At 51.4% G+C, this 5,696-nt stretch carries 7 protein-coding genes; all 7 read right to left on the bottom strand.

Annotated features, from left to right (window positions below):
• Positions 1–47: 47 nt before the first annotated feature.
• The 7 genes from atpC to atpE all read right to left on the bottom strand — a co-directional run bounded on the left by atpC (position 48) and on the right by atpE (position 5,619).
• Positions 48–464: an ATP synthase F1 subunit epsilon gene (atpC, locus tag H6A13_RS12460; protein WP_204909869.1), complete on the bottom strand. Its 417-nt coding sequence runs from the start codon at positions 462–464 to the stop codon at positions 48–50.
• Positions 465–478: 14 nt separating this feature from the next.
• Positions 479–1,882, bottom strand: coding sequence for a F0F1 ATP synthase subunit beta (gene atpD, locus H6A13_RS12455; RefSeq protein ID WP_204909868.1), 1,404 nt, complete (start codon positions 1,880–1,882; stop codon positions 479–481).
• A gap of 11 nt (positions 1,883–1,893) precedes the next feature.
• Complete coding sequence (gene atpG / locus H6A13_RS12450) at positions 1,894–2,790, bottom strand: ATP synthase F1 subunit gamma (protein WP_204909867.1); 897 nt, start codon at positions 2,788–2,790, stop codon at positions 1,894–1,896.
• Between the two features lie 12 nt (positions 2,791–2,802).
• Entirely contained in the window at positions 2,803–4,308 is a 1,506-nt protein-coding gene (gene atpA / locus H6A13_RS12445) for a F0F1 ATP synthase subunit alpha (RefSeq protein ID WP_204909866.1), read from the bottom strand.
• Positions 4,309–4,313: 5 nt separating this feature from the next.
• Entirely contained in the window at positions 4,314–4,847 is a 534-nt protein-coding gene (atpH, locus tag H6A13_RS12440) for an ATP synthase F1 subunit delta (protein WP_204909865.1), read from the bottom strand.
• The gene (gene atpF, locus H6A13_RS12435; RefSeq protein ID WP_204909864.1) at positions 4,828–5,328 is read right to left on the bottom strand and encodes a F0F1 ATP synthase subunit B; all 501 of its coding nucleotides are present in this window, start codon (positions 5,326–5,328) and stop codon (positions 4,828–4,830) included. Before atpF ends, atpH begins: the two co-directional genes overlap by 20 nt.
• Positions 5,329–5,391: 63 nt before the next feature.
• Complete coding sequence (gene atpE, locus H6A13_RS12430) at positions 5,392–5,619, bottom strand: ATP synthase F0 subunit C (RefSeq protein WP_204909863.1); 228 nt, start codon at positions 5,617–5,619, stop codon at positions 5,392–5,394.
• Positions 5,620–5,696 lie beyond the last annotated feature (77 nt).

Genomic DNA, 5,696 nt, shown 5'->3' with positions numbered 1-5,696 from the left:
GCACTCCTCCCAAGCGCAGTCCTTTTTATTTCTGTACATTCTATATCCTAGATATCCCCGTGCTTATTCCGGGATGCCTTAAGCCTTGCCATGGCTCTCGCCAGGGAAGCCTGGGACAGGTGATACTCCTGGATGCTCTGCTTCTGACGCAGCCGCTCCTCCGCCCGTTCCTTCGCCTCTTCGGCCCGCTTCACATCAATATCCTCCGGGCGCTCCGCCGTATTCACCAGCACAGACACCCGGTTGTTCATAATCTCCGCAAACCCCATGGACACAACGGCTTCCACCCATTCTCCGTCCGGCTTTTGAAACTTAAGTTCCCCCGGGTCCACTGCGATCACCATGTTCTCATGGTGGGGCAGAACACCTTTTTGTCCGTCAGGAGCCGGGATCGTCAGATACTGGCACGGTCCCTCGTAAAATATTTTATCGCTGGATATGATCTTCAACGAAAATGTTCCCATTTTTTCTTCACTCCTTATGCCTTCTGCATCTGAGCTTTTGCCTTTTCTTTTACGTCCTCGATGGTTCCCACGTTAAAGAATGCACTTTCCGGATACTCATCCATCTCTCCGTCAATGATGGCCGCAAAGCCGCGGACCGTTTCCTCAAGCGGTACATATTTTCCCGGAGTGCCCGTAAATACTTCCGCCACAGAGAAGGGCTGAGACAGGAATCTCTGTACCTTTCTTGCACGGTTTACTGTCATCTTATCCTCTTCCGACAGTTCTTCCATACCAAGGATCGCGATAATGTCCTGAAGTTCTTTATATTTCTGCAGAATCTCCTGTACCTTTCTTGCCACCCGGTAATGCTCTTCTCCAACCACGTCCGGTTCCAGGATCCGGGAGGTGGATTCCAGCGGATCTACCGCCGGATAGATTCCCTGCTCCACGATCTTTCTGGAAAGAACGGTGGTGGCATCCAGATGGGAGAATGTCGTGGCAGGCGCCGGATCTGTCAGGTCGTCCGCAGGCACATAAACCGCCTGAACGGAAGTAACAGATCCCTTTCTTGTAGAAGCAATACGCTCCTGCAATGCACCCATTTCCTGCGCCAGGGTCGGCTGATATCCGACCGCGGACGGCATACGTCCAAGCAGCGCGGACACCTCGGAACCCGCCTGTACGAATCGGAAAATATTGTCGATAAATAACAATACGTTCTGATGCTCTTCATCACGGAAATATTCCGCCATGGTAAGCCCTGTCTCCGCCACACGCATACGCGCTCCAGGCGGCTCGTTCATCTGTCCAAACACCAGGGCCGTTTTATTGATAACCCCGGACTCGCTCATCTCGGTCCAGAGGTCGTTTCCTTCACGGGATCTTTCTCCCACACCGGTAAAGATAGAATATCCTCCATGCTCCGTAGCAATGTTGTGGATCAGCTCCTGGATCAGCACCGTCTTTCCTACTCCGGCGCCTCCGAAAAGACCGATCTTTCCGCCTTTCGCGTACGGGGTCAGAAGATCAATAACCTTGATCCCGGTTTCCAGTACCTCCACCGCCGGGCTCTGATCTTCAAAGCTCGGCGCTTTTCTGTGGATCACCCAATGCTCGGTATCCTCAGAAATCGCTTCTTTATCATCAATCGTTTCTCCCAGCACGTTAAAGAGACGTCCCAGAGTCTGTTCGCCTACCGGCACCTGGATCCCGGCGCCTGTGGCCGTAACTTCCATTCCCTTATAGAGTCCGTCGCTGGACGCCAGCATGATGCAGCGCGCCACATTATTTCCCACATGCTGCGCCACTTCCATCACACAGCGTTTCCCGCCGTTGTCAACTTCCAGCGCGTCCTTGATGCGGGGAAGCTCTTTCTGGCTTTCAAATTCCACGTCTACAACAGGCCCCATGACCTGCACGATCTTACCCTTTGTCATAATGTTCCTGCTCACTTCCTTTTCTGTGCATTTGCCCCGCCGATGACTTCCGTCAGTTCCTGGGTGATATCGGCCTGGCGCACACGGTTATATGTTATCCTAAGCTCATCCAGCATATCCGATGCACTGTCCGTCGCATTCTGCATTGCCTGCATTCTGGCGTTATGCTCACTGCAGTAAGACTCCACCAGACAACCATAGATCAGCCCCACCACATAGTTTGGCACAATATTATCCATAACGCTGTGGGCCGATGGATACAGGATCATCCCTTCCTGATATACGCCCGGAATAGACATCATATTCTGGGGCGCGAAGCTGACCCTGTGCAGCGGAAGGATCTTGATCTTCTCTGTCACCGTCTGCATGGCATTTTCCATCCTGGTATAGATAATATAAATGTCATCCAGCTCTCCTTCTTCAAACAGAGACACCATTTCCTCCGCGATCACGCGGGCTCTGTACAACGTCGGTTTCTGCACCGTATACCGGAACGAGGTGTCCAGCAAAAGGCCCTTCTTCTTGGAGAAATACTGTCTGCCCAGTTCTCCAAGGACATACATCTTATGGATCCCCGGCTCCGCCAGCATCTGCTCCGCCATCTTGATGACATTATGGTTATATGCCCCGGCCAGACCTTTATCCGCTGTGACCACGATACATCCGATCTTCCGCTCCTCCGGCGGGATCTGATCCCTTATGTCGAAGAAATGGCTGTGCATATCCGGAACATGCCGCAGGATTCTTGATATCTCCGCCTGGATCCCGAAAAAGAACGGCTCTGTGTCGGCAAGCTTTTTCCTTGCCTGCTTCACTTTTGACGAGGAGATCAGATACATGGCATTGGTGATCTTTCTCGTCTCCTGGATGCTGGCCATCCTCTCCTTCAGCTCTCTTGCATTTGCCATAGTTACACCTGCTTATCTTGTTTCTTTGAATTTCTTTACCACATCTATGATCTGCTGTTTCAGCTCATCGTCCAGCACTTTCTTTTCTTCCAGCGTCTCGCCGATCTGCGGACACTCCCGGTCGAAATATGCCAGCATATCCATCTGAAATGTTTTTACCTTCGCAGTTTCCACATCCATCATCAGACGGCTGGTCGCCGCTACCAGTGTGATCACCTGCTCATGCATGGAAAGAGGCCGTCCCAGCGGCTGTTTCAGAAGTTCTGTCAGGACCGCTCCGTATTTCAGCTGCTCCCTGGTCGCTTCATCCAGATCCGAACTGAACTGGGTAAAGGATTCCATTTCCCTTGCCTGTGCAAGATCGATACGGATACTTCCGCTGGCCTTCTTCATCGCCTTGGTCTGGGCAGCGCCGCCCACACGGGATACGGAAAGTCCTACGTTCACAGCCGGACGCATACCTGCGTTAAAGAGGCTGCTCTCCAGAAAGATCTGTCCGTCTGTAATGGAAATGACGTTGGTCGGAATGTACGCAGATACGTCTCCCGCCTGCGTCTCGATGATCGGCAGAGCCGTAATAGAGCCGCCCCCAGCCTCTTCGTTTAACCGGCTGCTTCTCTCCAGAAGTCTGGAATGCAGATAGAAAACGTCTCCCGGGTAAGCCTCTCGTCCCGGCGAACGTCCAAGCAGAAGCGAAATGGCGCGGTAGGCCACCGCATGTTTGGACAGATCATCGTAAATGATCAGCACATCTTTTCCCTGGTACATAAAATATTCTGCAAGCGCAGTCGCAGAATAAGGCACGATATACTGCAGCGGCGCGCACTCGCTGGCCGTTGAGCAAAATACCGTGGTATAGTCAAGCGCGTCGTGCTTGCGAAGGGTATTCACAAGCTGCGCAACTGTAGATGATTTCTGACCGATGGCTACATAGATACAGATCACATCTTTCCCCTTCTGATTGAGGATGGTATCCATGGCAATCGATGTTTTTCCGGTCTGGCGGTCTCCAATGATCAGCTCACGCTGTCCCCGCCCGATCGGGAACATAGAATCAATAGACAGAATTCCCGTTTCCAGCGGTACGCTGACCGACTTACGTTCCACAATGCCGGGAGCCTCCTGCTCTACCGGCCGGTACTCGCTTGCCTTAATCTCGCCCCGTCCGTCGATGGGGGATCCCAGAGCGTCCACGATCCTTCCGATGTAGGCCTCTCCTACCGGAATGCCGGCGCGTCTTTTTGTCCGTGCCGCTTTTGTTCCCTGTGTAACTTCGCTGTCATCTCCAAATAAGATGCAGCTGATCTCATTTTGTTTGATATCCTGAACCATACCCTTCAGACCGTTTTCCAGGGTAATGATCTCGCCATACATCGCGTGGTCCAGACCATAGATCGTAGCGATACCGTCTCCTACCGAAACAACGGTCCCTACCTCCTGGTTGCGGCTGATCTCGTCATAGTTATGGATCTCTTCTTTTATGATAGAAATAATCTCGTCTGAACTGATTGCGCGCAATCCTTTCACCTCCAGGTTAATTTTTGTTCCAGTCTGTTCAGCCTTCCCTGCACACTGTAATCATACTCTTTGCCGCCGGCCGACAGGATAAAACCTCCCATCAGAGACATATCCTTAGTCAGCTCCCAGTTTACACCGGAAGCATGCAGCGTCCGGCACAGGAACGCTTCCATTTCTTTTTTCTGTTCCTCTGTGGGCAGCGCCGTATACCGCAAAGTGGCTGTGATGATGCCTGCAGCCGCCTGCTTTCTCTCTTCATATGCCTGGAAAACCTCTTCCAGGATCCCTGCTTTTTCATGATCCGTCAGAACTTTTAAAAAGCTGCGGATCTTCTCCGGAAAGATCCGGTCAATGATCCCGTGCTTCTGTTCCCCGGATACCACCGGATTTTCCAGGATCTCCCTGAGATCGGCAGAAGACTCCCAGATCGCTTTGGTCTCCTCGATATCCTCTTCCGGTATCTCAAGCTCGTACAGAACCTGCCCATAACGCAGCGCCGCAAGTGAACAGTATTTCTTATTACTCTTCTGTTCTGCCATGCGGATCACCTGCTTCTTTCAGAAATTGGTCATAAACCGACTGATCATCTGCTCCATGGCCGCTGTCAAGAAGAGCTTTTCTTGCCGCGTCCACTGCAAGAGATGCAACCTGCGATTTCATATCTCTTAATGCCTGCTCCCGCTCCATATCCATGGTGTCTCTGGCGCTTTGCATCAGCTTTTTGGCTTCTGTTCCCGCATCATTTACAATACGGTCGTACTCCGCCTTTGCCTCCTGCTTTGCCCGCTCGATCATCTGGGAAGATTCTTCCTTCGCGCCCTGGAGCTTCGCCTCATACTGATTCTTAAGCTCCAGCGCCTCTGTCTGGCTGGTTTCTGCATTTTTCAGCCCGTCGGCGATCATCGCCTCACGCTTTTCCATAATGTCCATCACCGGCCGGAACAAAAATTTTCGCAGGATCAAAAACAGGACCACCAGATTGATCATGGTAAGGACCAGGTTAAAATCTACTCTCAGCACTTATTTTCCCTGCCTTTCTTCTTCCAACTGCCGAAAACCTTCCTGAATGTAAGGAACATTTTCTTACTGCAGGAAGAAGATGATCAGGATCGCGATAATAAATCCATAGATAGCGGTTGCCTCTGCCAGCGCACATCCAAGGATCAGGTTCTTACTGATCTTGCCCTCTGCCTCCGGCTGTCTTGCGATCGCGTCTACTGCCTTTGCGGTTGCGATACCGATACCGATACCTGCTCCAATACCTGTTAAAACTGCTGCTGCTGCTCCAATTGCAATAATTGTACCTGTCATAATTGTCTGATCTCCTTTTCTTTACAAAAAATTTTTATTATATGAAGTTTTTGTCTTGCTATTCCATCTCCTCATTC

This window comes from Mordavella massiliensis (assembly GCF_016902415.1).
Lineage (GTDB): Bacteria > Bacillota > Clostridia > Lachnospirales > Lachnospiraceae > Merdimonas > Merdimonas faecigallinarum.
Note: the sequence above shows the minus strand (reverse complement) of the source record. Positions and strands in the feature narration are given on the sequence as shown.